A 25,731-nucleotide genomic window follows, 5' to 3' on the forward strand; every position below is an offset into this window, starting at 1 on the left:
CCGGGCTCCTGGTGTTGATGACGCTCGTGGCGTGCTCGGCCGGGGCGCCGCCCGGACAACCCGGCAGCGCCGAGGAATTCGCGGCGGGCAGCCCGACGGCCGCGCCGCTGACCGGTCCGGCGAACGACAGCGGGGCGACCGACAATGCGCCGCAGAAGATGCCGCCGGCGCCGCCCGAGGCGCCGCCACCGACCGGCCGGGACGTCGTCAAGACGGCCACCATGACGGTCACGGTGGCCGATCCCGGCAACCCGGTGGCCGCCGCCGACAGGGCGGCGGGCATCGCCGGTGACTCCGGCGGCCGTGTCGACACCCGCACCGAGTACGGCGGGTCGGAGCTGGACCCGGCCCGCGTCACGCTGACCCTGCGGGTGCCTGCCGACAAGCTGGACGGCGTGATCGACCGACTCAAGGCGTTGGGCACCGTGGATGCGCTGGACCTGCGGGCCGAAGATGTCACGAGCCGGCGCGTCGATCTGGACGCCCGGATCACGGCATTGCAGACCTCGGTGGACCGGCTGCTGGCGATCATGCGCGATGCGCGCGATCCCTCGGCGCTGATCGAGGCCGAGAACGCGCTCTCGCAACGGCAGGCCGACCTGGACAGCCTGCGCGCGCAGCGGGCCGCCCTGGGAGATCAGATCGCGCTGAGCACGCTCACCGTCGATCTGATCGCGCCGGACGTCGGCGGACCCGCTCCGCAGCAGTACCGGGGCTTCCTCGGACAGGTCGAACGAGGATGGGATGCCCTGGTGGACACCGGGACTCACATGTTCCTGCTGGTCGGCCTGATGCTGCCGTGGGTGGGCGCGGTACTGGTGCTGCTGGCTCTGGTGTACGCCGTCTTCCGGCTGGCCGCGCGCCGGCGTTAGGGGACCAGCACGATCGAGCCGACCGTGCGACGGCCCTGCAGGTCGGTGTGCGCGCGGGCCGCCTCGGCCAGCGGGTAACGCTCGCTGACGGTGATGGTGATCGAGCCGTCGGCGATGGCATTGATCAGTTCGCCCGCCCGCCACGAGAATTCGTCGGCGGTGCGGGTGTATGCACCGAGGCTGGGCCGGGTCAGGAACACCGAGCCCGCGGCGTTGAGGCGCTGCGGATCGAACGGCGGCACCGGACCGCTGGCGGCGCCGAACAATGCCAGCGTGCCGCGCACCGCCAGGCTGGCCAGGCTGGCCTCGAACGTCGAGGCGCCGACGCCGTCGTAGACCGCGGCGACCCCGCCGCCGGAGAGTCGTTTGACTGCTGCGCCGAACTCCTGGGCATCCTCGGGGTAGTCGAGCACCTCGATGGCCCCCGCCCGGCGCGACAGTTCGGCCTTCTCCGGCGTGGACGCGGTGGTGATCACCTTGGTGCCCAGGCTGGTGGCCCACTGCGTCAGGATCAGCCCGACACCGCCCGCCCCGGCGTGCACCAGGATGGTGTCGCCCGGCCGCACGGCGTAGACCGACTTCAGCAGATAGTGCGCGGTCATCCCCTTGAGCAGGGCCGAGGCGACCTGGTCGGGGGCCACCCCCTCCGGTACGTAGGCCACGAAATCGGCTGGGGCGACGCAATAGTCGGCGTAGGCGCCGACCGCGTTGGCGGTGACCACCCGGTCGCCGACGCGCAGTGCCGCGACGTCCTCGCCGACGGCGGCGATGGTGCCGCACACCTCGGTGCCGGAGATGAACGGCGTCTCCCGGGGGTAGAGGCCGGACCGGAAGTAGGTGTCGATGAAGTTCACGCCGATCGCCTCGGCGCGGATCAGCACCTGGCCGGGGCCGGGGGAGGGCTCGGGCTTCTCGACGTAGGTCAGGACCTCGGGTCCGCCGGTCTGGGCGACTTCGATGGCATGCATACCCCCTATCATCCACGTGTGAAGCTCGCCCGGCCCGACCTGTTCCACCCGCGCATCGTTTTCGCCAGTTGTGCCGCGCTTCCCGAGGGCGACAGTGACGACGAAGGTCTGGTCCGTGCGCTGCGCGAGCGCGGGCTGCACGTGCACTGGCTGGCGTGGGACGACCCGGCCACCCTGGACGCCGATCTGGTGGTGCTGCGGGCGACCTGGGACTACACCGAACGCATCACCGAGTTCCTGGCCTGGACACGTGCGGTCCGTAATCTGCTGAACCCGCCGGACATGGTCGCCTGGAACACCGACAAGCACTATCTGCTGGACCTCGCCGATGACGGACTGCCGATCGTGCCGACGCACTACTTCGCGGCCGACGAGACGGTCCGGGTACCGGCGGGCGAGGTCGTCGTCAAACCGGCGGTGGGCGCCGGCTCGGTGGGCGCGCAGCGGTTCGTCGATGCCCAGGCGGCACTGGCCCATGCCGCCCGGCTGCAGGCCGAGGCGCGGGCCGTGCTGGTGCAGCCCTACGACCCGCGCATCGCTGTCGGCGAGACGGCACTGGTGTTCCTCAACGGGGCGCCCTCGCACGCGTTCACCAAGGGGCCGATCCTGCCGCCCGCCGGGCGGGGCCCAGAGTTCGAGGAGACCGGTACCTTCGCCGCGGAGAAACTCGGCGCCGCCGACCCGGCCGACGAGGTGTGGGAGGTGGGCCACGCCGCGGTGGCGGCGGCCACCCGGCGCTTCGGCATCGCCGGCGGCGACCTGCTCTACGCCCGGGTCGACGTCATCGGCGGCGCCGAGGAACCACGGCTGCTGGAGCTGGAACTGGTCGAGCCGTCGCTGGGATTCCGGCAACTCGCCGCGGCCGAGAAGCAGCGCGCCGAGCGCGCATACGCGGTCGGGGTCCACACGGCGCTGCAGCGGCTGGGACTCGGTCCGCTGTCACATCGCGACCACTAGCGGCGATCGGATCGCAGTGTTCGATGCCGATGATGTGCAGCGGATCGCGCTGTCGCTGCCCGACACCCGCGAGAAGGAGCGTTGGGGGCACCCGACGTTCGACGTCGCGGGCAAGATGTTCCTCACCATTCCCGACGATCAGACGTCCTTCGCGGTGCGCTGCCCGCGGTTCGATCGTGTGGAGCTGATCGCCGCCGAACCACACAAGTTCTGGGTGCCGCCGCACGAAGCGGCATCGGCATGGGTACGGGTCCGGCTCGGCGCGCTTGAGGACGCCGACGAGTTGCACGACATCATCGTGGACTCGTGGCGGCAGGCGGCCCCGAGCAGACTCATCGACAGCGACGGTTCCTGATCACGCCGGGTCGGCGAGGCGCACCCCGGTCTGCACGTCGAACCGGTGCACATCGCGCGCGGACAGTTCGACGGTCGACCCGACCGGGATGTCGCTCAGGGCGGCCGCGTCGACGACGCTGGTCAGCTGGTGATCGGCGGCGCGCAGCGTGACGATGGCGCGCGGGCCGAGCAGTTCGATGAGTTCGACCACCGCGGAAGCTTGCGCGCTCGGGGTCAGGACGAGGTCATCGGCGCGTACCCCGATGGTGACCGCGCCGGCGTCCGGCCCGCCGACCTCGATGCGCACACCGCCGGCGGTGCGCAGCTGCCCGGCGGTGACCGCACCGTCGATCAGGTTCATCTTCGGGCTGCCCACGAAGGTGGCCACAAAGGTGTCCGCCGGCCGCCGGTAAACCTCCGCCGGCGGGCCGGCCTGGGCGATCCGACCGTCACGCATCACCACGATGCGATCCGACAGCGTCATCGCCTCCTCCTGATCGTGTGTGACGTAGAGCGAGGTGATGCCCAATTTGCGTTGCAGGCGCAGCAGTTCGGTGCGGGTCTCCACCCGCAGCTTGGCATCGAGGTTGCTCAGCGGCTCGTCGAACAGGAACACCGCGGGCTCGCGGATGATGGCCCGGCCGATGGCGACACGCTGCTGCTGACCGCCGGACAGGTCCTTGGGTTTGCGCTCGACCAGCTTGCCCAGGCCCAATGACTCGGCGACCTCATCGGCCCGGCGCAGCGCCTCGTCGCGGGAGGTCCGCTTGGCCCGCAACGGAAATGCGATGTTCTCCCGCACCGTCAGATGCGGGTAGAGGGCGTAGTTCTGGAACACCATCGCGATATCGCGATCCTTGGGCTCCAGGTGCGTGACATCGCGGTCGCCGATGTGGATGGTGCCGCTGCTGACCTGCTCGAGGCCGGCCAGCATCCGCAGCGATGTGGTCTTGCCGCAGCCCGACGGGCCGACCAGGACGGTCATGCTGCCGTCGGCCAGTTCCAGATCGAGATCCGAGACCACGGTCGCCGTCCCGTAGGACTTGCCGACCCGTGTGAAAGTCACCGATGCCATGCCTGTTACAACCTCACTTGTCTAGTACTTGACCGCGCCGCCGCTGATCCCCTGGACCAGGCGTCGCTGGATGAAGAAGCTGGCGATCACCACCGGGATGATCGCGATCATGATGGCCGCGCTCATGGTGCCGATCTGTACACCGCGGAAGGTGTTGAAGTTCGCGATGGCCACCGGCAGGATCGCGGCGTTGCCGGGGGCCAGGATCAGCCCGTAGAACAGGTCGTTCCACGACAGCGTGAACCCGAAGATGCCGGCGGCGCCGATGCCCGGGTACACCTGCGGCAACACCACCAGCCGGAACGCCTGCCAGCGGGTGAATCCGTCGACCCGGGCCTGCTCCTCCAGGGATGCGGGCACAGCCTCGAAGAATCCGATCAGGAACCATGTCACCAGGGGCAGGACGAAGGACAGGTGCGCGAAGATCACCGGGGCGATGGTGTCGGTCAACCGCAGCGCGTGCGCCATGGTCAGGAATGGGAACACCATGACCGCCGGCGGAACCACCTGCGCGGCAAGCATTCCGAAGCGGGTCAGCGAACCGCCGGCTCGATACTTGGCGATCACGTAGGCACCCATGCTGCCGACCACCAGGCTGATCGACACGGTGATCACCCCGACGAGCGCGCTGCGCCCGGCCGCAGCGAACACCCCGGAGTCGAACACCGCCTGCCAGTTGGCCAGGTTCGGGGTGAACGCGATCAGGAACGGTTCCGACATCTGTTCGGGGGTCTTGAAACTGGCCAGCGCCACCCAGGCGATGGGGAACAGCACGAAGATGAACGCGGCGGCCAGGAAGGCGATACGCAATGTCTCCAGCGGGCCGCTGGGGCGAGCGAAGCGACGGGAACTGATGGTACGAGCGCTCATCGGGCCGCACTCCTCTCGGCGGCGCGGTTGCGCTCCATCGCCCGGAACGCCACCACGATGACAGCCAGCACCAGCACCAGCACGATGAAGGCCATGGCGCTGGCCTGGGCCAGCCGGAAGAACTGGATGCCCTCCAGATACATGTAGTACTGCAGGGTCTGGGTGTCGGTGCCGGGCCCGCCGCGGGTGGTCGCGTAGACGTACTCGAACACCCGCAGCGCGTCCAGGCCGCGCAGCAGCACCGCGACGGTCAGCACCGGGGCCAGCATCGGGATCAGCACCCGGCGCAGCCGGTACACCGGGCCGGCGCCGTCCACCTTGGCCGCCTCCATGGGCTGTTTGGGCATCGATTCCAGCCCGGCCAGGATCAACAACACCATGAACGGCGTCCACTGCCAGACATCGATGAAGGCCAGTGTCAGCAGGGCCTTGCCGGCCCCGAAGAAGTCGTAGTCGGCGCCGACGGCGTGCAGCAGGGCCGGCACCGCGCCGATCTGGTCGTTGAGCAGGAAGCGGAAGATCAAGCCGACCGCGATGGGGGTGATGAACATCGGCGCCAGCACGATCGCCCGGGACAGGTCCTTGGCCCAGCGCTGTTGATGCAGGGCCAGCGCCAGCGCGAAACCGAGGACCAGTTCGGCGCTGACGGCGATCAGCACGTAGAGCGCGGTGGTGGCGAAGGCCTCCCAGAATGCGGAGTTCGACAGTGCGGCGGTGAAGTTGGTGGCGCCGACGAAGTCGGGTTGGCCGCGATCGGTCAGCTTGTAGTCGGTCACTGACAGATACGCCGCGTAGCAGAGCGGGAATCCGACGGCCACGGCGAACAGGGCGAGCAGCGGCATGAGCATGCCGTATCGGAATTTCACCTGCGCCGCCCCCGCCGGGTGCCGGTTGTGACCGCCGGATTCCCTACTGTCACTGCTGGATCCGCTCCGCTGCTGCCTGCGCATCGCGCAGTGCGTCGGCGACGCTCTTGTTCCCGGCGGCGGCATCGTTGAGCTCGGTGCCCACGGCCTGGATCATCTCCTCGCCGCCCTTGCCCTGGGTCAGCGGGGCAGCATCGGCCAGGATCTCACCGACGGTCTTGTAGTAGTCCGCGCCGTACCCGTCGGCCAGCACCTTCTCGTTGGTCAGCGACCCCTTCCGGATCACCGCCCCACCGTCGGCGACACGCTCGGCGTCGATTTCGGGGGAGGTCACCCAGGACGCGAACGCCCATGCCGCGTCGGCCGCCCCGGAGTTGGCCGGGATCGCCCAGCTCCACAGTCCGAGTGCGGATTTGCCGCCCGGAATGGGAGCCAGCGCGAACTGTCCGGCGCGTTCGCCGGAGGCACCCTCGGGATCGTTGAGCGCGGGCAGGTTCCAGTTGTAGCCGATCATCGAGGCCGCGTTGCCGCCCGACACCGAGCGGAACGCCTCGTCGAATCCCCAGGCCAGGCTGTTGGCCGGGGCGGCCGTCTTGTAGGTCTCGATGTAGGCCTCCAGCGCGCGGGCGGCTTCGGGGGTGTCCAGCGTGGGCTTGCCGTCCTCGCCGTAGATCGAACCGCCCGCGGCGAACAGCCAGTTGGCCCATTCCTCGAAGATCTTGTAGCCGCGCTGGGGCTGCATCGCGATACCGGCCCGGTCGCCGGTCTTGAGCCGCTGCGAGGTGGAGACCAGGGCGTCCAGATCGGTCGGTACGCTCAGGCCGGCGGCCGCCAGATCGCCGGTGTTGTAGATGTATCCGAGCGCGTAGTTGTAGAACGGAACCCCGTAGGTGGCACCGTCGACATCGGTGATGGCGGTGAGCGAGTCGAAGAAGTCGTCCGGCTGATATCCGGTGGTGGCCGCGATGCGGTCGCCCAGCGGCTCCAGGAATCCGGCGTCGGCGAAGTCGTCCATCCACGGGTTGTCCACGACGATCAGGTCGTAGGCGGGCTCGGACGCCTGGAACGAGGACACCAGCCGGTCGCGCATCTGGTCGAACGTCATGGTCTCGATCGCGACGTTGATGTCGGGGTACTTCTGGTTGAACTGTCCGACAAGGCCTTTGACGATGTCGGTGTCGGGCACGTTCTCCATCAGCACCCGGACGGTGGCGCTGGTGTCGGTGGGGACATCGCCCACACCGGAGGAGGTCTGCTCGCCGGAGCCGCCGCTGCCTGCGCAACCGGCGAGGGTGAGGCTGGTGGCGGCGATGATCGCGGTCAACCAGCGCGAGGTCGGAATTTTCATGGTCCTCACTTTTCTTTGTCCGAGTGGATCGAGCGTGCGTGGGGGATCGGTCGGCTCAATCCATGTAGGCACCGCCGTTGACGGACAGTGCTTCTCCGGTGATGAACCGGGCATCCTCGGAGACCAGGAACGCCACCGCGCGCGCGACGTCATCGGGCGTCTGCAGGCGGCCCAGCGGCGTCGCATCAATCCAGGACTGCCGGACCCCGTCCGGGGTGGAGCCGCTGAGCGTGGCCTCCCACTCCAATTCGCGGGTCTGCATCGGGGTGGCGACGAATCCGGGGCACACGCTGTTGACCGTGATGTGGTGGGCGGCGAGTTCGAACGCCATCGCCTGGGTGAGGCCCAGCACGCCGAACTTGGAGGCCACATAGTCGGCCAGGAACGGCACGCGGCCCTGCTTGGCGGCCATCGATGCGGTGTTGACGATGGTGCCGCGCACGCCGGTGCGGATCATCGCGCGGGCGGCGGCCTGTCCGCACAGGAACACGCCCTTGAGGTTGATGTCCAGGCTGCGGTCGAGTTGTTCGACCGAGACATCGACGAAGCTGGCCATCGCCGAGATCCCGGCGTTGCTGACCCAGGCGTGCAGCCCCAGTCGGTCGGCCACGTCATCGGCCAGCGCGGTGGCGGCGGCGGCATCGGTGACATCGAGGCGGGCCGCCTCGTGGCCGGACCCGGTGAGACCGGCACGGGTGTCCTCGGCGGCGTCGGCGTCGATATCGGAGACGATGACCCGCCACCCGCGCTGGGCCAGGGTGCCGGCGATGGCCCGGCCGATACCGGATCCGGCGCCGGTGACGACGACGGTCTGGGTGCTGGATGCTGCGGGGGTGGTCATGGCCGGGCCTTTCGGGCGATGCGGTGGGATATCGGGGTGAGCACGTCGCCGAGTTCACGCCACTGGGCGTAGGCCTCGGCGTACCGGTCGACGTGATCGGGGTTCGGGACGACGGGTTCGCCGACGGTCTGGAACATCGCGGTGCTGTCCCAGCCGTCCAGCAGGCCGGTGCCGACCGCGGCGATCACCGCGGCGCCCAGGGAGGCACCGGGATGGCCGATGATCGGTGCGAGCGGGGTGCCGAGCACATCGGCGAGGATCTGCTTCCACAGCACCGATTTGCTGCCGCCGTTGGTGACCAGCGCGCGGTGCAGCGGCACGCCCATGGCGGCGAAGACCTCGGTGTGGTGTTTGAAGCCGAAGGCGATGGCCTCCAGCACCGACCGGTACATGTCGGCACGGGTGTGGGCGAGGTCGAGCCCCACGAAGGCGCCGCGCAGATCCGGGTCGTGCAGCGGGCTCTTCTCGCCGAGGAAGTACGGCAGGCAGAGGATCTCGGCCGGGGCACGGGTGTCGGCCTCGTCGTCCAGGGCGACCAGGTCGACGCCGCCGGACAGGGTCTGGAACCAGCGGATCAGACTGCCGCTGGTGGCCATGCAGCCGTTGGGCAGCCAGCGGCCGGGTACCGGGTGGGCGTCCAGGTACAGCCGGGCGTCGATGACCGGTGTGTCCGCGGCGGCCAGAATGTCCCCGGCGCCACCGAGTTTGACCAGCCAGTCACCCTCGGCGTTGATGCCCGCGGCATAGGCCGACAGCACGTGGTCCGCACCGCCCACGATGAGGGGTAGGCCGGCGGCCAGTCCGGTCGCCTCGGCAGCCGCGGCGCTCAACTCGCCCGCCCGGGTGCCCGGCGCCAGCACCGGCGGCACCAGCTCGCCGGCCAGCCCGGCGGCGGTGTACATCGGGTCGAAGCGGCCACCGTCGACGGTGCCCAGGCCCGACTCCAGCGCCCAGTTCAGCTCGACATGGGCGGGCGCACCGAGGGCCATCAGCACCCAGTCGTAGGAACCGACCAGATGCGCAGTGCGACTCCAGGTTTCGGGCTCGTGGCGCCGCAGCCACAGCGCGGTCGGGGCGACCGACTGCTGGGTGATCGCCGATCCGGTGGCACGCAGGACGACGTCATCGTCGAGGGTGTTGCGCAACTCGGTGATCTCGGCCGTGGCGCGTGCGTCGTTCTGCAGCAGCGCCCGTCGCACGGGCGCGCCGTCGCGATCCACCGGCACGACGGCCGGCACCATCCCGGTGGTGGCCAGGGCGGCGATCCGGTCCGGGCCGACGCCGGATTCGGCGAGCACGGCACGGATCCCGGCGTGCACGTTGTGCAGCCACTGGGTGGGGTCGGCCTCGGCGCGACCGGGGGCGTCGGAGAACAGCCGCGCATCCTGGGTGGACTGGGCGACGATGCGCGCGCGGGCGATGTCGACGAGCACGGTTTTGGTACCGGTGGTGCCGATATCAATGCCGATGGTGAACTCCGGCATGCCATCCCTTCGGTCGGTCGCTGCGTTTGTGGCAGTGGGACCACAATACTGACTCTGTTATATTCTCACAATAGATGAGCGGCAATCACGAAATATCACGGGAAACCCCTGGATTCATGTGATTTAGTAACATACGTTTAACCCATACAGCTCGGAAACACAGCAAGAGAAGCGGAGAGGCATCCCATGACCAGTTGGCTTGATGACGTATTCGGCGTGCAGAAGCCGGTGATCGCGATGCTGCACCTCGCGGCGCTGCCGGGTGACCCCGGATTCGATTCGGCGGCCGGTATCAAGGCCGTGGTCGAACGGGCCAAGCAGGAACTGGACGCGCTGCAGTCCGGCGGCGTCGACGGTGTGATGGTCTCCAACGAATTCAGCCTGCCCTACCTGACCAAGACCGAACCGATCACGGCCATCACCATGGCCCGCGTGATCGGGCAACTGCTCGGCGATTTCAGCGTCCCGTACGGGGTGAACGTGCTGTGGGACGGCCGGGCCTCGATCGATCTGGCCGTGGCCACCGGCGCGCAGTGGGTGCGCGAGATCTTCACCGGCGTGTACGCCAGTGACTTCGGGCTGTGGGACACCAACGTCGGTGAGGTTGCCCGGCACCGGGCACGGATCGGCGGGTCCGGGGTGAAGTTGCTCTTCAACATCGTGCCGGAGTCGGCGGTCTATCTGGCCGAGCGCGATCTGGCCTCGGTGACCGCCACCACCGTCTTCGCCACCAAGCCCGATGCCATCTGCGTGTCGGGTCTGACCGCCGGCGCCTCCACCGACACCCAGGCCCTGCGGGTGGTCAAGGACAATGCCGGTGCGGTACCGGTTTTCGTCAACACCGGGGTACGCGCGCACAACGCCGCCGAGCAACTGTCGATCGCCGACGGTGCGGTCGTCGGCACCTACTTCAAGGAGGACGGCGTGTTCGAGAATCGCGCCGTCGCCTCGCGGGCCACCGAGTTGATGGACGCCGTCAAGGAATTCCGCGCGTCGTTATGAGCGAGGACCTGCGGCTGCTGGCGATCGAGGCGGCCCGGCGTGGGGCCGCCGTATGCCTGCAGCGCTTCGGTGCGGCGGTGGCCGTCGCGACCAAGGGCGCCGACGGTGACGTGGTGACGGCGGTGGATCGGGCCGCCGAGCAGACCGTCCGCGAGGTCCTGCTCGCGGCCCGGCCCGATGACGGGGTGCTCGGTGAGGAACTGCCCGAACATGTCGGCGCCGGATCGGTGCAGTGGGTCGTCGACCCGCTCGACGGCACCACCAACTACACCCGGCGACTGCCGTTCTTCGGCACCTCGGTGGCGGCGCGCTCGGTGGCCGACGGCAGCTGGCTGGCCGGTGCGGTGTGTGCGCCGGTCCTCGGCACAACCTGGAGTGCCGCGAAAGGGTTGGGCGCACATGTCGATTCGGGTGCGGGGGAGACGCGGCTGCCGCTGGTGCTGGCGGAGTCCTCGGTGCGGCTGTTGGGCACCGGGCTGTCCTACGATCCCGGTCACCGGCGGCGTCAACTGCGCGAGCTCGCCGCCGTGATGGCCGGGTACACCGATATGCGCCGCTTCGGGGCGGCGGCGCTGGATCTGTGCCTGGTTGCCCAGGGCAGCCTCGATGCGTTCGTCGAAGACGATCTGGCCGTGCACGACTGGGCGGCCGGGGCGCTGATCGCCGAGGAGGCCGGTGCGGTGGTGTCGCGGGCCGAGGGTGCCGGGGTGTCAGCGCGCCGGCGCTGACCGCTCCGGTGCGGACCGGTCGGCGTTCACGCAGACCACCGACACCCCCGACGCGCGCAGGGCCTCCACCGCCGGATGGGTCGGCGGGCCGTCGGTGACCAGGATCGAGATCGCCGACACCGGTGCCACATTGATCAACTGGACCCGGCCCAGCTTGGACGCGTCGGCGGCGACGATCACCCGGTCCGCCGACCGCATCGCGGCCTGCTTCACGTTGCCCTCCTCGCGGTGGTACTCCGAGGCGCCCCGCTTACCGTCGACTCCGGCGATACCCATCACGTAGGTGTCGCAGTTGTAGCGCAGGTAGAAATCCTCGGCCTCGGCGCCGATCAGGCTCAGCTCGCCCGGGCGCACCTTGCCGCCGGTCAGCAGGATCGTGGTGTCGGGTTCGTCGGCGAGTTCGATGGCCACCAGCACGCTGGGCGTGATCACCGTCAGACCCAGATCGCGGCCCTTCACCGCGCGGGCCACTGCGAGCACCGTGCTACCGCTGTCGAGGATGACCGTCTCGCGTGGGCGCAGCAGATCGGCCACGGCATGGGCGATGTGCAGCTTCTCATCGGCGGACTCGGCCGCGCGGGCGTCGAAGGACGGTTCGGTGGACTTCCCGCCATAGGCGATGGCCCCACCGAGCACCCGGCGGGCGATGCCCTGGTCCTCCAGTCGCTCGATATCGCGCCGGATCGTCATCTCCGAGACGTCGAATTCGCCCGCCAGCGTGGCGAAGTCGACCTCGCGGTCGGTGTGGATGCGGGCCGCGATCGCTGCGCGGCGCGCGTGCGCGCTCAGGCCGGCGGTCATGCGGACAGTGTATGTGAAAGTTGTGAATTACTCACACAGCTGGGACGCGGCGTTCGCGCATCGACGCCCACAGCGCGGCGGTGGCCGCGGTGCAGGCGCCCGCCCCCGCGACGTGCAGCGCGACCAGCGCCTCGGGGACGCCGGTGAAGAACTGCACCGCACCGAGCGCGCCCTGTGCGGCCACCAGCACGACGACCGCGATCAGCCGGATACGCACCGGTCGTGGCGCACGCACGGCGAGCAGCCCGAATCCGAGGGCCACCACCAGGGACAGGTAGGCGACCAGTAGTGACGAGTGCATGTGGACCAGCGTGGTGATCTCGACCTCGAGCCTGGGCACCGGACGCTCGGGGCTCTTGTCGCCGGCATGCGGGCCCGCGCCGGTGACCATGGTCCCGGTCACCAGCACCGCCGAGAGCGTCAGGCCGGCCAGCGCGGTCAACTGCCGCAACGCCTTCGGCACCACCGCGACCGGTTGGCCGTCGTCGGGTTCGCCGATCTTGGCGAACAGCAGGACTGCCAGCCACACCATGGCCATCGACACCAGCAGGTGGATCGCCACGGTCCACCACAGCAGGCCGGTGAGCACGGTGATACCGCCGATGATCGCCTGGGCCACCGTCGAGGCCGGCATCAGCCAGGCGTACAGCCGCACCTCGCGGCGACGCCGGGCGCGGGTCACGGCGATGACCGCGGCGGCCGCGGTGAGCACGACCAGGAAGGTGAGCAGCCGGTTGCCGAACTCGACCGCCTGATGGATGCCGGGCACCTCGGCGTGCGGCACCGGGGTGAAGCTGCCGGGGAAGCACTGTGGCCAGGTCGGGCAACCCAGGCCGGAGGCGGTCACGCGCACGATCGCGCCGGTGACCGCGATACCACCCTGGGTCAGGATGACCAGGAAGGCCACGATGCGCTGGGTGCGCAGGCTCGGCAGGGGCAGCAGGTCGACCAATCGCAGGAAGAGTCGTCCGACAGCCACGGTCCCGATCGTAGAGCAGCGCTAACTACGCGGCGTAGTAGGGGCGACGAACGGCACCAGCACCTCGTCGACGAGCTGCACCACCAACTCGTCGGTGATCGGATCGCCGGTGACCAGCAGCCGGTGCCACAACACGCTCTGTCCGAGCTCGCGGGCGATCTGCACCGGGACGTCGGCGCGGACGTCGCCGCGGGCGATACCGCGGGCCAGCAGGGCGGCCATCTCAGCCTTGCGCCATCCGATGACGTCCTCCCGGAAGGACGTGGTGAGTTCGGCGTCGCCGGCCATCGCCGCGACTGCGGCCTGCATGGTGGGGCCGTGGGGCCCGGTGAACAGTTCGGCCCAGCCCCGCAGGACGGCGAGCATGTCGGTGCGATAACTGCCGGTGTCCCGGTGCGGGATGGCGGCCTTGGCGGTGCGCAGCAGGGTATCGCGCAGCAGCTGCCTGCCATCTGCCCAGCGCCGGTAGAGCACCGGCTTGCTGGTCTGAGCGCGCGCGGCGACGGCCTCCATGGTGACGGCCGCGGGTCCGTGCTCGGTCAGCAGCTCGATCACGGCGGCGCGGATGGCGGCATCGAGTTGTTCACCGCGTCGTCGCATCCATCCTCCTCGGGGAAACGCTTGCGTATCTTAGCCGTCGCGCGCACGATATAGGAAACGCTACCGTTTCTTGGAGGTCTCCGATGAGCCGTCCCGTGCTGTATCCCCTGCGTACCGAGGATTCGGCCACCGTGCGCTACACCTCGGCACCGCACCGGCGCCGCCGCGTGACCATCGATCATCGCCCGCTGCCCGGAGTGACCCCGGACATGCTGCTGGGCTGGTTCGGCAACCTCGGCGGCACGATGCGTTATGGCGACGCCGTGATCGACCGCTACCTGGCCTGGCATCCGGTCGACCACATCCGTTGGGAGCTGGCACGGGCCGCCGCCGGTGGCGGTGCCGCCGAGGGCGCCCGATTCCGGATCGTCGAGGCGTTCGGCGGTCGGCCCGAATACCGGGTCGACGTGGTGGACCGGGTCGAGAAGCTGGACGAGACGGGCATCCGGTTGGTGCAGCGGGTGGCCGGGGTGATCGTGTTCAGCCTGGAGCACACCTGGTCGCTGGGATCCGACGGCACCCACTACGTCACGGTGCTCGACCTCGGTGCCCGCTCGCGCGTGATGACACCGGTCAACGCGTATCTGTGCCGCCGGTTCCCGGACCACATGGTGCGCGCCTGGGTGCGGCACAACATCGAGGAGGTCGGTCAGCTGGAATATCTGTTGCCCGGCCTCAGCACCAGATCGCCAGCCGTTGACCGCGCGCATTGACCTGCGGCGGATCCGGCAGGCTGAACGCCGCCCCGGTGGCGATCCGGTGTGCGCTCCACGCCGCGGCCGCCGCATCCAGCACATCATCGGCGGGCACGGCTGCCACGGCCGCGCCGAGGTCCTCCGGGATGTCGACACCGTGCGCGGCCAGCACGCGCAGCCGCGCGCGCTGCCCGCGCCAGCTCTTCTTCTTGCCGTCGGTGGCCAGCAGCCCCATCTCGTGGAAGGACAGCTCGGGGTGCACCTCGAACAGGGGTCGGTCCGAATCGGCGTGCAGCGCCTCGGCTTCCAGGAACTTCCGCCGCAGCCCCCAGGTCTGGATGCTGATCCCCGAGCCGGTGAGTGCGGTCGCGGCCGCCGTCGCGGTGGCGTGGTCGGGGGCATCGAACACCGGCCGTGGGGGCATCACGAACAGGCTGGACGAGCGCGCGCCGAGCCGGCGCTGGGCCGCCCGGTCGGAGGTCCGCACCGCGTCGTCCAGCAGACCGAGTGGGATGTCCACGCCGACGGCGCGGGCCCCGGGGACCGCCGCGACGAGCGCGGCCAGCCGCGCGTCGACATGTGCGGTGTGGAATCGGCCGTCGTGCAGTTCGATGCCGACCCAGCCGCCCTTCCAGCCGTCGACGCCGAGGACGATCACGGGCTCAGGTGAATCGGAACCAGCGCAGTGCGGCCACCGCCGACAGCGCGCCCCAGCCGACCAGCACCGCGATGCCGAACCAGTCCACCGACAACGTCATCGCCTGCGTCAGCGCCTCGGTCAGTGCGCCCGACGGGGTCAGCCGGGCGATCCACCGCAGCGCGGCGGGCACCGGTCCACCGTCGAGGGTCAGCGCGCCCAGTCCGGCGGAGACGAACCACAGCAGGTTCGCCAGCGCCAGCACGATCTCGGAGCGCAGCGTGCCGCCGAGCAGCAGGCCCAGCGCGGCGAAGGTCGCCGTGCCCAGAGCGATGACCACCGCACCGAGTGCCAGGGCCGCGACGGGCGGTCGCCACCCCAGCGCGATACCGATGGCGCCCAACAGGATCGACTGCAGGAAGACCACCGTCACCACCGCCAGCGACTTACCCGCGATGACGCCCCACACCGGTAACGCGGTGGCGCCCAGCCGTTTCAGCGCGCCGTACCGACGATCGAAGGCGACGGCGATCGCCTGGCCGGTGAAGGCGGTGGAGATCACCGCCAGTGCCATGATCGCCGGGGTGAAGGTGGCCGCCCGGTTGGTGCCGAACTCACCCAGCGGCAGCAACGTCATCCCCACGAGCAGCGTGATCGGGATGAACATGGTCAGCAGCAGCTGTTCGCCGTTGCGCAGCAGCAGTTTGAGCTCCAGCCCGAACTGGGCGGTGAGCATCTGCCGAACATCGGCCGGCCGGGGATCGGGGGAGAAGGTGCCCGCGGCAAAGCGATTCGTGGTCATCTCAACTCCCGGCCGGTCAGATCGAGGAAGACGTCCTCCAGGCTGCGCTGCTCCACCCGCATATCGGTGGCCAGCACATCCACCCGCGCGCACCACGCGGTGACGGTCGCCAGCACCTGCGGGTCGATATGCCCTTCGACCAGATACTCACCGGAGGTGGTCTCGGTGGCCCGGTAATCCTCCGGCAGCGCCGAGATGAGCAGGGACAGATCGAGTCTGGGTGGCGCGGTGAACCGCAACTGATTCTCCGCACCGCTGCGCATCAGCTCCGCGGGCGTGCCGGCGGCCACCGTCTTGCCGTGGTCGATGATGACCAGCCGGTCGGCCAGCTCCTCGGCCTCGGTCAGATGGTGGGTGGTCAGCACCACGGTGACACCGTCGCGGCGCAGCGCATCGATGAGCTCCCACACCACGATGCGGGCGTGGGCGTCCATCCCGGCGGTCGGCTCGTCGAGGAACACCAGTTCGGGACGGCCGACGACCGCGCAGGCCAGCGCCAGCCGCTGCTGCTGGCCGCCGGAGAGCCGCCGGTAGGTCGTGCGGGCGGCGTCGGTCAGCCCGAGCGTGTCCAGCAGCCACTGCGGATCGAGCGGATCGGCGGCGTAGGAGGCCACCAGGTTCAGCATCTCGCCGGCCCGGGCCGCGGGGTAGCCCCCACCACCCTGCAGCATGACGCCGATGCGCTCCCGCAGCCGCGCATTGTCCCCCGCCGGGTCCAGCCCAAGGATCTCGATGCTGCCGGAATCCGGGCGCAGGAAGCCCTCGCACATCTCGACCGTCGTCGTCTTGCCCGCACCGTTGGGGCCCAGCAGGGCGAACACCTCGGCGCGGTGCACCTCCAGATCGAGGCCGTCCACCGCCGGGCGAGCCGAGGCCGGTCCGTAGCGTTTGGTCACCTCGCGCAGGCGCACGACAGCGTCAGAACCGGTGGTCACGGAGATTCAGCGTAGGCGTCGGGTCTGGCAGTCGGTGGCTCCGGTCCGGGTCGCGGGTCGTCCGGGCCCGGTGGCGGCAGGCCGCGCCACGGCAGCCGGCGGTAGGTGATGGCGATGAGGATCAGCACGATCACCGCACTGGCGAGGGTGGCGTCCACGATCTGGAACAGCGCGAACCTGTCGCCGTTGGCGGTCGGCCCGAAAATGCCCACCACCAGCGTGATCACGATGGCCGACCCGCGGAATCCGGGCCTGGTGGCCCAGGTCGCCAACGGGATGATGGCCCACAGCAGGTACCAGGGCTGCACCACCGGGAACAGCAGCACGCTGGCCCCGAGCGCGACGCCGAGTCCGCCGACCGGGTGTAGCCGGCCACGCAGCACGGCCAGCAACAACCAGCTCACCAGGATTGCGATGATGATCACACCGATGCCGCGGGTCAGCCCCAGCACCGACGTGGTGTGGTCGCCGAGGCCCAGCAGGATCCCGACCTGGCCGGTGCCCAGTGCGATCAGTGTCGGCGGGGACATCCAGGACCGCACCACGTTCGCCGTACCCAGGGTGAACAACCAGCCGAAGCCCAGGCCGCTGGCCCAACCGATGATGGCCATGACCGCCAGCGACAACGCGCCGAGGGAGAAACTGGCCGCCAGGAAGGCCTTGACGGTGCCACCCCAATGCCAGGCCAGGGCCATCACGACGAAGCCCATCGCCAGCAGGGCGGGCAGCTTGACCTGAGAGGACATCGTGATCAGCACGGTGCCCGCGGTCAGCATCGCGGTGGCCTGCGCGGGTAGGCGCCAGCTGTGTTCGCGCACCCCATCGATACCGCGCAGCGCGAACTCGGTGCCGGCGAGCATCAGGCCGAGCATCAGGGCCTCGTTGTGGATGCCGGCGACCAGGTGCATGAACAACAGCGGGTTGCACGGGCCCAGCCACAGCGCACTCACCTCGGCCACCCCGCAGCGCTGCGCCAGCCGGGGCGTGGCCCAGACGATCAGGCCGACGCCGACCAGCACCACCAGCCGGTGACACAGCACGGCCGCGACGATGTTGTCCCCGGTGATGACCGAGATGCCCTCGCCGATCCACAGGAACAGCGGCCCGTAGGGCGCCGGGGTCTCGCGCCACAGGCTGGGCACCGACAGGGTGAACACGTGATCGAGCCCGAGGCCCGGGGCGGGACCGACCTGGTAGGGGTCCAGGCCGAGGCGGGCGATCTGGCTCTGCGCGAGATAGGAGTAGACGTCCTTGCTGTACATCGGCGGCGCGATGAGCAGTGGCAGCAGCCACAGCAGCAGGGTGCGGTCGAGCTGGCTGCGCGACATCTTGTGCGGGCCGAGGGCGAACCGGCCCAGCATCAGCCAGGCCAGCGCCATCATCACCGCACCGGTGGTGGTCATGGTCAGCGAGACGGTGGCGATCCGGGAGGGCAGGTTGAGCAGCCGCACCCCGAAGGTGGGGTCCTGGACGACCGGGCGGGCGCCGGCGCCGAGCGCGCCGATGGCCATCAGCACGGTTCCGGTGGCACCGAATACCCTGGTCCGACGGAGCGAGATGACCTCCGCGTTGTTCAGCGGCGAGCCCACGGACCGCTCGTCGGCGTGCCAACGGGCGACCGCGGAGCTGAAGGACCCGAGGGCGGTCATTCGAGCAGCGTAGCGGCCGCCCCGGGACGGCCCGACGGGGTTAGGGTTGCCTTGCTGGAACCACCGGCCGAATTCCGTCACAATGGTGTTGTGAAATTACGTCCGGAGGCTTCAGGCGCGTCGGGTGTCGTGCTGTCTCCGGCGTCTGCGGTCTCCACCGACGGGCATACCCGCAGCGCCATCGTGCAGCTGCTGCTGGAAGGTCCCGTCACCGCCGGTGACATCGGCAGTCGGCTGGGCATCTCGGCCGCCGGTGTGCGTCGGCACCTCGACGCCCTGATCGAGGCCGGTGACGCCGAGGCCAGCGCCGCGGCGGCCTGGCAGCACCACGGTCGTGGCCGGCCGGCCAAGCGGTACCGGCTCACCGCCGCGGGGCGCGGCAAACTCAGCCACGCCTATGACGATCTGGCCGCCGCGGCCATGCGGCAGCTGCGGGAGATCGGCGGCGACGACGCGGTGCGCACCTTCGCCCGACGCCGGATCGACAGCCTGCTCGCGGGTGTCGAGGACGTCGCCTCGACCGGTGACGTCGAGCAGACCGCCGGTGAGGTCGCCGCCGCGCTGACCGAGGCCGGGTACGCGACCACCACCACACCGGTGGCCGGTCCACTGTCCGGTGTGCAGATCTGCCAGCATCACTGTCCGGTATCGCATGTCGCCGAGGAGTTCCCGGAACTGTGCGAGGCCGAGCAGCAGGCATTCGCCGAGATCCTGGGCACCCACGTCCAACGACTGGCCACCATCAGCAACGGCGACTGCGCCTGCACCACCCACGTTCCACTGAGCCCGACCCCGGCCGGACCGGGCGAGCCCACCACCGATCGGCACGCAGCCCGCGCCGATTCCACCACCACACAAGGAGTGTCGCGATGACCCTCACCCCCGAGACACCATTGACCCAGGAGGAGACCATTGCCTCCCTGGGCAATTACGGTTACGGCTGGGCGGATTCCGATGCCGCCGGCGCCAGCGCCCAGCGCGGTCTGTCCGAGGCGGTGGTCCGCGACATCTCGGCCAAGAAGAGCGAGCCCGAGTGGATGCTCGACATCCGGCTGAAGGCGCTGCGCACCTTCGAGAAGAAGCCGATGCCGAACTGGGGCTCCGACCTCGATGGCATCTTCTTCGACAACATCAAGTACTTCGTGCGCTCCAGCGAGAAGCAGGCCGCCACCTGGGACGACCTGCCCGCCGATATCAAGAACACCTACGACAAGCTGGGCATCCCCGAAGCCGAGAAGCAGCGGCTGGTCTCCGGTGTCGCCGCCCAGTACGAGTCCGAGGTCGTCTACCACTCCATCCGCGAGGACCTCGAGGCTCAGGGCGTCATCTTCCTGGACACCGACTCGGGCCTGCGCGAGCATCCGGAGATCTTCCAGAAGTACTTCGGCACCGTGATCCCGGCCGGCGACAACAAGTTCTCCGCGCTGAACACCGCGGTGTGGTCGGGTGGTTCGTTCATCTACGTCCCGCCGGGCGTGCACGTCGACATCCCGCTGCAGGCCTACTTCCGGATCAACACCGAGAACATGGGCCAGTTCGAGCGGACCCTGATCATCGCCGACGAGGGTTCCTACGTGCACTACGTCGAGGGCTGCACGGCGCCGATCTACAAGAGCGACTCGCTGCACTCGGCGGTTGTGGAGATCATCGTCAAGCCGGGTGCGCGGGTGCGGTACACCACCATCCAGAACTGGTCGAACAACGTCTACAACCTGGTCACCAAGCGCGCCCGTGCGGAGGCCGGCGCCACCATGGAATGGGTCGACGGCAACATCGGGTCCAAGGTCACCATGAAGTACCCAGCGGTCTGGATGACCGGCGAGCACGCCAAGGGCGAGGTGCTCTCGGTCGCCTTCGCCGGCGAGGGTCAGCACCAGGACACCGGTGCCAAGATGCTGCACCTGGCCCCGAACACGTCGAGCAACATCGTGTCCAAGTCGGTGGCGCGCGGTGGTGGCCGCGCCTCCTACCGCGGGCTGGTCCAGGTGAACAAGGGCGCCCACGGGTCCAAGTCCAGCGTGAAGTGCGATGCGCTGCTGGTCGACACGATCAGCCGCAGCGACACCTACCCGTACGTCGACATCCGCGAGGACGACGTCACGATGGGTCATGAGGCCACCGTGTCCAAGGTCAGCGAGGATCAGCTGTTCTATCTGATGAGCCGCGGCCTGACCGAGGACGAGGCGATGGCCATGGTGGTTCGCGGGTTCGTCGAGCCGATCGCCAAGGAACTTCCGATGGAGTACGCGCTCGAACTCAACCGGCTGATCGAACTGCAGATGGAAGGCGCGGTCGGCTGATGGGCGTCACCGAGTCGGTTGAGGGCACCGCCAAGAGCGGATCGGTCCTCAACCTCAACAAGGGCGAGCTGTTCGCGTCCTTCGACGTCAACGCCTTCGAGGTGCCCGCCGGTCGCGACGAGATCTGGCGGTTCACCCCGCTGCGCCGGCTGCGCGGCCTGCACGACGGAACCGCACCGGCCACCGGGGCGGCGGTCATCGAGGTCACCGCACGCCCCGGCGTCACCGTCGAGACCGTCGGACGCGACGACCAGCGGCTCGGCCAGGGCGGGGTGCCCAGTGATCGGGTTGCCGCTCAGGCGTATTCGTCGTTCTCGCAGGCGACCATCGTCACGGTGGCCCGCGACACCGAGGTGGCCGAGCCCATCGAGATCACCATCGACGGACCCGGTGTCGACACCGTGGCCTACGGGCACCTGCAGATCCGGGTCGAGGAACTCGCGCGCGCCATCGTCGTGGTGGATCTGCGCGGCAGCGGTGTCTACGCCGACAACGTCGAGATCATCGTCGGGGACTCCGCCGGACTTGGCGTCATCTGGATCGCCGACTGGGCCGATGACACCGTGCACGTCAGCGCGCATCACGCCAAGCTCGGCAAGGATGCGGTGCTCGGGCACGTCAACGTCACCCTCGGTGGCGATGTGGTGCGCACCGCGGCGACCGTGCGGTTCACCGCCCCCGGCGGCGACGCCAAGCTGCTGGGCACCTACTTCGCCGACGACGGCCAGTTCTTCGAATCCCGGCTGCTGGTCGACCACGCGCACCCCAACTGCAAGTCCGATGTGCTGTACAAGGGTGCGCTGCAGGGTGATCCGGCCTCCAAGAAGCCCGATGCGCACACCGTGTGGGTGGGCGATGTGCTGATCCGGGCCGAGGCCACCGGCACCGACACCTTCGAGATCAACCGCAACCTGGTGCTCACCGACGGCGCCCGCGCCGACTCGGTGCCCAACCTGGAGATCGAGACCGGCGAGATCGCCGGCGCCGGACATGCCAGTGCGACCGGACGTTTCGACGACGAGCAGTTGTTCTACCTGCGCGCCCGCGGCATCCCCGAGGAGCAGGCCCGGCGCCTGGTGGTGCGCGGCTTCTTCAACGAGATCATCGCGAAGATCGCCGTGCCCGCCGTGCGCGAGCGCCTCACCGAAGCCATCGAACGAGAACTTGCCATCACCGAAGAGAGAACTGCCTGATATGACCACCCTGGAAATCAAGGACCTCCACGCCAGCGTCGTGTCCAAAGAAGACGGGACCGACATCCCGATCCTCAAGGGTGTGAACCTCACCGTGAAGTCGGGGGAGACCCACGCGGTCATGGGCCCCAACGGTTCCGGCAAGTCAACGTTGTCCTACGCGATCGCCGGACACCCGAAGTACACCGTCACCTCCGGGTCGATCACCCTGGACGGCGCCGATGTGCTGGAGATGTCCATCGACGAGCGCGCCCGGGCCGGCCTGTTCCTGGCGATGCAGTACCCGGTCGAGGTGCCCGGCGTGTCGATGTCGAACTTCCTGCGCACCGCGGCCACCGCGGTCCGCGGCGAGGCCCCGAAGCTGCGGCACTGGGTCAAAGAGGTCAAGGGCGCGATGGCCGACCTGGAGATCGACGCCGCGTTCGGTGAGCGCAGCGTCAACGAAGGCTTCTCCGGTGGCGAGAAGAAGCGCCACGAGATCCTGCAGCTCGGTCTGCTCAAGCCGAAGATCGCCATCCTTGACGAGACGGACTCCGGTCTGGACGTCGACGCGCTGCGCGTCGTCAGCGAGGGCGTGAACCGGTACAAGGAGGCCGAGGACGGCGGCGTGCTGCTGATCACGCACTACACCCGCATCCTGCGCTACATCCAGCCCCAGTTCGTGCACGTGTTCGTCGGTGGCCGCGTCATCGAATCCGGCGGACCCGAGCTGGCCGACGAGCTGGAGGCCAACGGCTACGTGCGCTTCACCCAAGCGGCAACCGCCTAGGAAGGATTTCGCCAGATGACCGTGTCCGACACCCGTTCTGCAGCACTGGATCTGGAGGGGATCGCCCGTATCCGGGCCGACTTTCCCATCCTGAACCGGGTGATGCGCGGTGGGTGTCAGCTGGCCTATCTGGACTCCGGGGCGACCTCGCAGAAGCCGCTGCAGGTGCTCGACGCCGAACGTGCGTTCCTGACCACCTCGAACGGTGCGGTGCACCGCGGTGCCCATCAGCTGATGGAGGAGTCGACCGACGCCTACGAGCAGGGCCGCGCCGATATCGCGGCGTTCGTCGGTGCCGGCGACGACGAGCTGGTATTCACCAAGAACGCGACCGAGGCGATCAACCTGGTCGCGCATGTGCTGGGGGACAAGCGGTTCGATAACGCCGTCGGTCCCGGCGACATCATCGTGACCACCGAGCTCGAGCATCACGCGAACCTGATCCCGTGGCAGGAGCTGGCGGCCCGGACGGGGGCCACACTGAAGTGGTACGCGATGTCCGAGGACGGGCGTATCGATCTGGACAGCCTGGAACTCGACGAGCGGGTGAAAGTTGTGGCCTTCACCCATCATTCGAATGTCACCGGTGCCATCGCGCCGGTGGCCGAGATCGTCGCCCGGGCCACGGCCGTCGGTGCGCTGACGGTGCTCGATGCCTGCCAGTCGGTACCCCATCAGCCCGTCGACTTCCACGCGCTCGGTGTGGACTTCGCCGCGTTCTCCGGGCACAAGATGCTCGGACCGACCGGTATCGGGGCACTCTACGGCCGGCGCGAGCTGCTCAACGCCCTGCCGCCGTTCCTGACCGGCGGGTCGATGATCGAGACCGTCACCATGGAGCGGGCCACCTATGCTCCGGCTCCGCAGCGGTTCGAGGCGGGCACCCCGATGACCTCGCAGGTTGTCGGACTGGCCGCGGCCGCACGGTACCTGGGCGCCATCGGGATGGAGGCCGTGCAGGCCCACGAGGACGCGCTGGTGTCCGCGGCGCTGCAGGGTCTTGCGTCGGTGCCCGGGGTGCGCATCATCGGCCCGGCCGGCACCGAGCACCGTGGATCGCCGGTGAGCTTCGTCGTCGACGGTGTGCACGCCCACGATGTCGGTCAGGTGCTCGACGACGACGGGGTGGCGGTGCGCGTGGGGCATCACTGCGCCGCACCCCTGCACAGCCGATTCGGCATCAGCGCGACCGCGCGGGCATCGTTCGCGGTGTACAACACCTTCGACGAGGTGGACCGTCTGGTGGCCGGCGTGCGGCGGGCCGTGGAGTTCTTCGGGCGGTGACGCGATGAGACTGGAACAGATGTACCAGGAAGTGATCCTGGACCACTACAAGCACCCGCACCACCGCGGGCTGCGCGAGCCGTTCGACGCGCAGGTGCACCACGTCAACCCGACGTGCGGTGACGAGGTGACCCTGCGGGTCGCGTTGTCCGACGACGGCGACACGGTGCGCGACATCTCCTATGACGGGCAGGGCTGCTCGATCAGCCAGGCTGCCACCTCGGTGCTCACCGACCAGGTGATCGGACAGAGCGTCGGCGATGCGCTCAAGACGGTCGCCGCCTTCACCGAGATGATCTCCTCGCGTGGCAATGTCGAGGGGGACGAGGATGTGATCGGCGACGGGATCGCCTTCGCCGGGGTGGCCAAGTACCCGGCGCGGGTCAAGTGTGCGCTGCTCGGCTGGACGGCATTCAAGGCCGCTCTGGCCGAGGCGAGCCAAGAAGACGTGGAGGACAAGCGATGAGTGACACCGAAGCCGTGAACGAAGAGCTGTTGGCCGATGTCGAGGAGGCGATGCGCGATGTCGTCGACCCCGAGCTCGGGATCAACGTCGTCGACCTGGGCCTGGTCTACGGCATGAACCTGGAAGAGGGCGAGGCCGGTACGGTCGCGCTGATCGACATGACGCTGACCTCGGCGGCCTGTCCGTTGACCGACGTCATCGAGGACCAGTCCCGCAACGCGCTGGTCGGTGCCGGGCTGGTCAACGAGATCAAGATCAACTGGGTCTGGAACCCGCCGTGGGGCCCGGACAAGATCACCGACGACGGTCGCGAGCAACTGCGGGCGCTCGGATTCACCGTCTGATCGGAGCGCAGCCTCCACAATGACGGGATGGTCACCATCCCGGCGTGGGTGTGGCGCTACGGCGCCGTCGGACGCGCACTGCTCACGGGAAGTGTCGTCGGCCTCGTGGTCGGCGCGTTGGCCTGGGTCGATTCAGGGGTGCCGAAGGCCGGCGTCGCCGCGCTGGTGACGGTCGGCATCGGCTACGGCATCGGGATATCGCGCCGGATGACCCGCTATTGGCCGGCCGGGAGCCGCTACAGCGGCCGGGACCGGGTGGCGGTGGCCCGCGCGGCACGCGCCGGTCACCGGCTCACGGCCGAGTCGCTGCACCCGGCCGTCGTTGCATACCGCGACGGCATGCATGCTGCGGCCGCCGACGCCCGGCCGCTGCGCTGGGCCCTCCCGGTGGTGCTCGCGGTCGCGGTCGCGATGGCGTTGTGGGACGCCGCGTTCGGGTCGGCCGGCAACGCCGCGGTGTCAATGATCTATCTGCTGCTGCTCGCCGTCGAGCTGTGGTGGTGGCCCGGGCGTCGGGCCCGACTGTTGACGAACGCCGACGCGGCATGTGCTCAGCGCCGGGCCTTCGGGACACCGCCGGGTGCGTGATCGCGATACTGGTGCAGCGCGGCGCCGTGTCAGCAAACTGCCCGTCGCATCCGGTGGTTGTCGGTGCTCGTCAGAACTGCACTTGGGGGCCGGCGAACCCGGCTGCGCGCAGTTAGCTGATCGTTTCGTCGGCGACGAAAGACCCTCATCCGACCTTGAATTCAATATTCTCAGCGTAACTCGATCATTCGTTTCGGAAAGACGAATCGACTGATTCAGCTGTACGCTTGCGCGGTCTCAGCTATCGTTCGTGCTGCGACGGCCCGCCGCCGCAGCAATGTCAAAGTTGTACTGGCACCACAAGTTTCAATGCGACGGTCACCGCCGGGCGATCGTCGCCAC

General features: G+C 69.1%; 28 protein-coding genes. 14 read left to right on the forward strand and 14 right to left on the reverse strand.

What is annotated here, in order from left to right; genetic code table 11:
* Positions 1 to 17: 17 nt before the first annotated feature.
* Positions 18 to 872, forward strand: a complete 855-nt coding sequence (locus tag BST17_RS00430; protein ID WP_407937719.1) for a DUF4349 domain-containing protein — start codon at positions 18 to 20, stop codon at positions 870 to 872.
* Here BST17_RS00430 and BST17_RS00435 read toward each other — a convergent pair.
* Entirely contained in the window at positions 869 to 1,840 is a 972-nt protein-coding gene (locus BST17_RS00435; RefSeq protein WP_083054482.1) for a quinone oxidoreductase family protein, read from the reverse strand. The two genes, BST17_RS00430 and BST17_RS00435, sit on opposite strands and share 4 nt — an antisense overlap.
* A gap of 18 nt (positions 1,841 to 1,858) precedes the next feature.
* Here BST17_RS00435 and BST17_RS00440 point away from each other — a divergent pair, with 18 nt between their 5' ends.
* Together BST17_RS00440 and BST17_RS00445 are read left to right on the forward strand one after the other, a co-directional pair.
* A complete protein-coding gene (locus BST17_RS00440) occupies positions 1,859 to 2,797 on the forward strand; it encodes an ATP-grasp domain-containing protein (protein WP_083054484.1) in 939 nt (312 codons plus the stop codon).
* Between the two features lie 16 nt (positions 2,798 to 2,813).
* Entirely contained in the window at positions 2,814 to 3,152 is a 339-nt protein-coding gene (locus BST17_RS00445) for an MmcQ/YjbR family DNA-binding protein (protein ID WP_083054486.1), read from the forward strand.
* Here BST17_RS00445 and BST17_RS00450 read toward each other — a convergent pair whose 3' ends face one another.
* Genes BST17_RS00450 through BST17_RS00475 form a run of 6 tightly spaced genes read right to left on the reverse strand, consistent with a single transcriptional unit; the run spans position 3,153 to position 9,617 of the window.
* Entirely contained in the window at positions 3,153 to 4,208 is a 1,056-nt protein-coding gene (locus tag BST17_RS00450; protein WP_083054488.1) for an ABC transporter ATP-binding protein, read from the reverse strand.
* Between the two features lie 21 nt (positions 4,209 to 4,229).
* Positions 4,230 to 5,078, reverse strand: a complete 849-nt coding sequence (locus tag BST17_RS00455) for a carbohydrate ABC transporter permease (protein WP_083054490.1) — start codon at positions 5,076 to 5,078, stop codon at positions 4,230 to 4,232.
* Positions 5,075 to 5,944: a carbohydrate ABC transporter permease gene (locus BST17_RS00460; protein WP_083054492.1), complete on the reverse strand. Its 870-nt coding sequence runs from the start codon at positions 5,942 to 5,944 to the stop codon at positions 5,075 to 5,077. The genes BST17_RS00455 and BST17_RS00460 overlap by 4 nt, the downstream gene beginning before the upstream one ends.
* Positions 5,945 to 5,993: 49 nt before the next feature.
* Positions 5,994 to 7,292, reverse strand: coding sequence for an ABC transporter substrate-binding protein (locus BST17_RS00465; protein ID WP_083054494.1), 1,299 nt, complete (start codon positions 7,290 to 7,292; stop codon positions 5,994 to 5,996).
* Between the two features lie 55 nt (positions 7,293 to 7,347).
* Positions 7,348 to 8,133: an SDR family NAD(P)-dependent oxidoreductase gene (locus tag BST17_RS00470; protein ID WP_083054496.1), complete on the reverse strand. Its 786-nt coding sequence runs from the start codon at positions 8,131 to 8,133 to the stop codon at positions 7,348 to 7,350.
* Entirely contained in the window at positions 8,130 to 9,617 is a 1,488-nt protein-coding gene (locus BST17_RS00475; RefSeq protein ID WP_083054498.1) for an FGGY-family carbohydrate kinase, read from the reverse strand. The genes BST17_RS00470 and BST17_RS00475 overlap by 4 nt, the downstream gene beginning before the upstream one ends.
* Before the next feature lie 186 nt (positions 9,618 to 9,803).
* On the opposite strand from BST17_RS00475, the gene BST17_RS00480 reads away from it, so the two are divergent.
* Together BST17_RS00480 and BST17_RS00485 are read left to right on the forward strand one after the other, a co-directional pair.
* The gene (locus BST17_RS00480) at positions 9,804 to 10,619 is read left to right on the forward strand and encodes a BtpA/SgcQ family protein (RefSeq protein WP_083054500.1); all 816 of its coding nucleotides are present in this window, start codon (positions 9,804 to 9,806) and stop codon (positions 10,617 to 10,619) included.
* Positions 10,616 to 11,347, forward strand: coding sequence for an inositol monophosphatase family protein (locus BST17_RS00485; protein ID WP_083054502.1), 732 nt, complete (start codon positions 10,616 to 10,618; stop codon positions 11,345 to 11,347). The genes BST17_RS00480 and BST17_RS00485 overlap by 4 nt, the downstream gene beginning before the upstream one ends.
* On the opposite strand, the gene BST17_RS00490 is transcribed toward BST17_RS00485, so the two are convergent.
* From BST17_RS00490 to BST17_RS00500, 3 genes are read right to left on the reverse strand one after another with little or no spacing between them, the layout of a single operon-like run.
* Complete coding sequence (locus BST17_RS00490) at positions 11,330 to 12,148, reverse strand: DeoR/GlpR family DNA-binding transcription regulator (protein WP_083054504.1); 819 nt, start codon at positions 12,146 to 12,148, stop codon at positions 11,330 to 11,332. The two genes, BST17_RS00485 and BST17_RS00490, sit on opposite strands and share 18 nt — an antisense overlap.
* Positions 12,149 to 12,179: 31 nt before the next feature.
* The gene (locus BST17_RS00495; RefSeq protein WP_083054506.1) at positions 12,180 to 13,127 is read right to left on the reverse strand and encodes a COX15/CtaA family protein; all 948 of its coding nucleotides are present in this window, start codon (positions 13,125 to 13,127) and stop codon (positions 12,180 to 12,182) included.
* A gap of 21 nt (positions 13,128 to 13,148) precedes the next feature.
* Entirely contained in the window at positions 13,149 to 13,727 is a 579-nt protein-coding gene (locus BST17_RS00500) for a TetR/AcrR family transcriptional regulator (RefSeq protein ID WP_083054508.1), read from the reverse strand.
* Positions 13,728 to 13,810: 83 nt separating this feature from the next.
* Here BST17_RS00500 and BST17_RS00505 point away from each other — a divergent pair, with 83 nt between their 5' ends.
* Positions 13,811 to 14,440: a hypothetical protein gene (locus BST17_RS00505; RefSeq protein ID WP_083054510.1), complete on the forward strand. Its 630-nt coding sequence runs from the start codon at positions 13,811 to 13,813 to the stop codon at positions 14,438 to 14,440.
* Here the strand turns inward: BST17_RS00505 and BST17_RS00510 are convergent.
* The 4 genes from BST17_RS00510 to mptB are packed head-to-tail and all read right to left on the reverse strand — an operon-like array spanning position 14,403 to position 18,445.
* Positions 14,403 to 15,080, reverse strand: coding sequence for a DUF429 domain-containing protein (locus BST17_RS00510; RefSeq protein ID WP_083054512.1), 678 nt, complete (start codon positions 15,078 to 15,080; stop codon positions 14,403 to 14,405). The two genes, BST17_RS00505 and BST17_RS00510, sit on opposite strands and share 38 nt — an antisense overlap.
* A gap of 4 nt (positions 15,081 to 15,084) precedes the next feature.
* On the reverse strand, positions 15,085 to 15,861 hold the full coding sequence (locus tag BST17_RS00515; RefSeq protein ID WP_083054514.1) for an ABC transporter permease: 777 nt from the start codon (positions 15,859 to 15,861) through the stop codon (positions 15,085 to 15,087).
* A complete protein-coding gene (locus BST17_RS00520; protein ID WP_083054516.1) occupies positions 15,858 to 16,796 on the reverse strand; it encodes an ABC transporter ATP-binding protein in 939 nt (312 codons plus the stop codon). The genes BST17_RS00515 and BST17_RS00520 overlap by 4 nt, the downstream gene beginning before the upstream one ends.
* Complete coding sequence (gene mptB, locus BST17_RS00525) at positions 16,793 to 18,445, reverse strand: polyprenol phosphomannose-dependent alpha 1,6 mannosyltransferase MptB (protein ID WP_083054518.1); 1,653 nt, start codon at positions 18,443 to 18,445, stop codon at positions 16,793 to 16,795. Before mptB ends, BST17_RS00520 begins: the two co-directional genes overlap by 4 nt.
* A 90-nt stretch (positions 18,446 to 18,535) precedes the next feature.
* Between mptB and BST17_RS00530 the strand changes: the two genes are divergently transcribed.
* The 8 genes from BST17_RS00530 to BST17_RS00565 are packed head-to-tail and all read left to right on the forward strand — an operon-like array spanning position 18,536 to position 25,389.
* Complete coding sequence (locus BST17_RS00530) at positions 18,536 to 19,318, forward strand: helix-turn-helix transcriptional regulator (protein WP_234807483.1); 783 nt, start codon at positions 18,536 to 18,538, stop codon at positions 19,316 to 19,318.
* Positions 19,315 to 20,745, forward strand: a complete 1,431-nt coding sequence (sufB, locus tag BST17_RS00535; RefSeq protein ID WP_083054522.1) for a Fe-S cluster assembly protein SufB — start codon at positions 19,315 to 19,317, stop codon at positions 20,743 to 20,745. The genes BST17_RS00530 and sufB overlap by 4 nt, the downstream gene beginning before the upstream one ends.
* Positions 20,745 to 21,938 (forward strand): Fe-S cluster assembly protein SufD, encoded by a 1,194-nt coding sequence (gene sufD, locus BST17_RS00540; protein ID WP_083054525.1) that lies wholly within the window; start codon positions 20,745 to 20,747, stop codon positions 21,936 to 21,938. The genes sufB and sufD overlap by 1 nt, the downstream gene beginning before the upstream one ends.
* A 1-nt stretch (position 21,939) precedes the next feature.
* Positions 21,940 to 22,707 carry a Fe-S cluster assembly ATPase SufC gene (gene sufC / locus BST17_RS00545; protein ID WP_083054527.1) on the forward strand — a complete coding sequence of 256 codons (768 nt, stop codon included), beginning with the start codon at positions 21,940 to 21,942 and terminating at the stop codon, positions 22,705 to 22,707.
* A gap of 15 nt (positions 22,708 to 22,722) precedes the next feature.
* The gene (locus BST17_RS00550) at positions 22,723 to 23,991 is read left to right on the forward strand and encodes a cysteine desulfurase (protein WP_083054529.1); all 1,269 of its coding nucleotides are present in this window, start codon (positions 22,723 to 22,725) and stop codon (positions 23,989 to 23,991) included.
* 4 nt (positions 23,992 to 23,995) lie between these two features.
* On the forward strand, positions 23,996 to 24,457 hold the full coding sequence (gene sufU, locus BST17_RS00555) for a Fe-S cluster assembly sulfur transfer protein SufU (protein ID WP_083054531.1): 462 nt from the start codon (positions 23,996 to 23,998) through the stop codon (positions 24,455 to 24,457).
* Entirely contained in the window at positions 24,454 to 24,801 is a 348-nt protein-coding gene (locus BST17_RS00560) for a metal-sulfur cluster assembly factor (RefSeq protein ID WP_083054533.1), read from the forward strand. Before sufU ends, BST17_RS00560 begins: the two co-directional genes overlap by 4 nt.
* A 27-nt stretch (positions 24,802 to 24,828) precedes the next feature.
* Positions 24,829 to 25,389, forward strand: a complete 561-nt coding sequence (locus tag BST17_RS00565) for a hypothetical protein (RefSeq protein WP_083054535.1) — start codon at positions 24,829 to 24,831, stop codon at positions 25,387 to 25,389.
* Positions 25,390 to 25,731 lie beyond the last annotated feature (342 nt).

Origin of the sequence: Mycolicibacterium bacteremicum (assembly GCF_002086115.1) — a bacterium.
Taxonomy (GTDB): Bacteria; Actinomycetota; Actinomycetes; order Mycobacteriales; family Mycobacteriaceae; genus Mycobacterium; species Mycobacterium bacteremicum.

Excerpts from the sequence above, each read along its gene's own strand:
- BST17_RS00560 (WP_083054533.1), top strand. The coding sequence starts at position 24,454 with ATGAGTGACACCGAAGCCGTGAACGAAGAGCTGTTGGCCGATGTCGAG.
- sufD (WP_083054525.1), top strand. The coding sequence starts at position 20,745 with ATGGGCGTCACCGAGTCGGTTGAGGGCACCGCCAAGAGCGGATCGGTC.
- BST17_RS00500 (WP_083054508.1), bottom strand. The coding sequence starts at position 13,727 with ATGCGACGACGCGGTGAACAACTCGATGCCGCCATCCGCGCCGCCGTG.
- BST17_RS00455 (WP_083054490.1), bottom strand. The coding sequence starts at position 5,078 with ATGAGCGCTCGTACCATCAGTTCCCGTCGCTTCGCTCGCCCCAGCGGC.
- BST17_RS00480 (WP_083054500.1), top strand. The coding sequence starts at position 9,804 with ATGACCAGTTGGCTTGATGACGTATTCGGCGTGCAGAAGCCGGTGATC.
- sufB (WP_083054522.1), top strand. The coding sequence starts at position 19,315 with ATGACCCTCACCCCCGAGACACCATTGACCCAGGAGGAGACCATTGCC.
- BST17_RS00505 (WP_083054510.1), top strand. The coding sequence starts at position 13,811 with ATGAGCCGTCCCGTGCTGTATCCCCTGCGTACCGAGGATTCGGCCACC.
- BST17_RS00435 (WP_083054482.1), bottom strand. The coding sequence starts at position 1,840 with ATGCATGCCATCGAAGTCGCCCAGACCGGCGGACCCGAGGTCCTGACC.
- mptB (WP_083054518.1), bottom strand. The coding sequence starts at position 18,445 with ATGACCGCCCTCGGGTCCTTCAGCTCCGCGGTCGCCCGTTGGCACGCC.
- BST17_RS00490 (WP_083054504.1), bottom strand. The coding sequence starts at position 12,148 with ATGACCGCCGGCCTGAGCGCGCACGCGCGCCGCGCAGCGATCGCGGCC.
- sufC (WP_083054527.1), top strand. The coding sequence starts at position 21,940 with ATGACCACCCTGGAAATCAAGGACCTCCACGCCAGCGTCGTGTCCAAA.
- BST17_RS00470 (WP_083054496.1), bottom strand. The coding sequence starts at position 8,133 with ATGACCACCCCCGCAGCATCCAGCACCCAGACCGTCGTCGTCACCGGC.
- BST17_RS00430 (WP_407937719.1), top strand. The coding sequence starts at position 18 with ATGACGCTCGTGGCGTGCTCGGCCGGGGCGCCGCCCGGACAACCCGGC.
- BST17_RS00565 (WP_083054535.1), top strand. The coding sequence starts at position 24,829 with ATGGTCACCATCCCGGCGTGGGTGTGGCGCTACGGCGCCGTCGGACGC.
- BST17_RS00485 (WP_083054502.1), top strand. The coding sequence starts at position 10,616 with ATGAGCGAGGACCTGCGGCTGCTGGCGATCGAGGCGGCCCGGCGTGGG.
- BST17_RS00515 (WP_083054514.1), bottom strand. The coding sequence starts at position 15,861 with ATGACCACGAATCGCTTTGCCGCGGGCACCTTCTCCCCCGATCCCCGG.
- BST17_RS00465 (WP_083054494.1), bottom strand. The coding sequence starts at position 7,292 with ATGAAAATTCCGACCTCGCGCTGGTTGACCGCGATCATCGCCGCCACC.
- BST17_RS00550 (WP_083054529.1), top strand. The coding sequence starts at position 22,723 with ATGACCGTGTCCGACACCCGTTCTGCAGCACTGGATCTGGAGGGGATC.
- sufU (WP_083054531.1), top strand. The coding sequence starts at position 23,996 with ATGAGACTGGAACAGATGTACCAGGAAGTGATCCTGGACCACTACAAG.
- BST17_RS00450 (WP_083054488.1), bottom strand. The coding sequence starts at position 4,208 with ATGGCATCGGTGACTTTCACACGGGTCGGCAAGTCCTACGGGACGGCG.
- BST17_RS00475 (WP_083054498.1), bottom strand. The coding sequence starts at position 9,617 with ATGCCGGAGTTCACCATCGGCATTGATATCGGCACCACCGGTACCAAA.